The sequence below is a fragment of the Cohnella baijiui genome, from assembly GCF_020731285.1.
GTDB lineage: Bacteria > Bacillota > Bacilli > Paenibacillales > Paenibacillaceae > Cohnella.
In genome coordinates this window covers 1-353 of record NZ_JAJFOW010000161.1, presented here as the reverse complement: position 1 = coordinate 353, position 353 = coordinate 1, and the positions used below count along the sequence as shown (strand labels likewise).

Annotated in this window: 1 protein-coding gene; it reads right to left on the bottom strand. The window is 36.0% G+C overall.

The window, feature by feature from the left end:
* Positions 1–97: 97 nt before the first annotated feature.
* On the bottom strand, positions 98–353 hold a 256-nt coding region (locus LKX83_RS32125), incomplete at its 5' end, for a GNAT family N-acetyltransferase (protein ID WP_227887323.1).

The following is a 353-nucleotide window of genomic DNA, read 5'->3' as shown; positions in this document are numbered from 1 at the left end:
ATTCATCTATCCTTTATTGTACAACAAACGACCTCATTTACTACAACAATGGTATTGGTTGTTCTTCAACTAACGTCTCCGATTGTTGAAGAAACAATTATGATTTATTTATTTCCAAACGCCAATTGTTACAATGCATGAAATTACCTGGTGGGTACTCAAATTCGCAATCTGATATTAATGAAAAGTTGAGCTTTCGACAAATGGCATTTGAAGCAGAATTTTCAACCGAAGGGAAAGCGTGTATGTATTGGTATTTCCCTTCCTTAATTGCTTCATTAATTGCTAGTTTAACGGCGTGTGTTGCTATCCCTTTCCCCTGAAATTCTGGTAGTATGCTCCATCCAATTTCA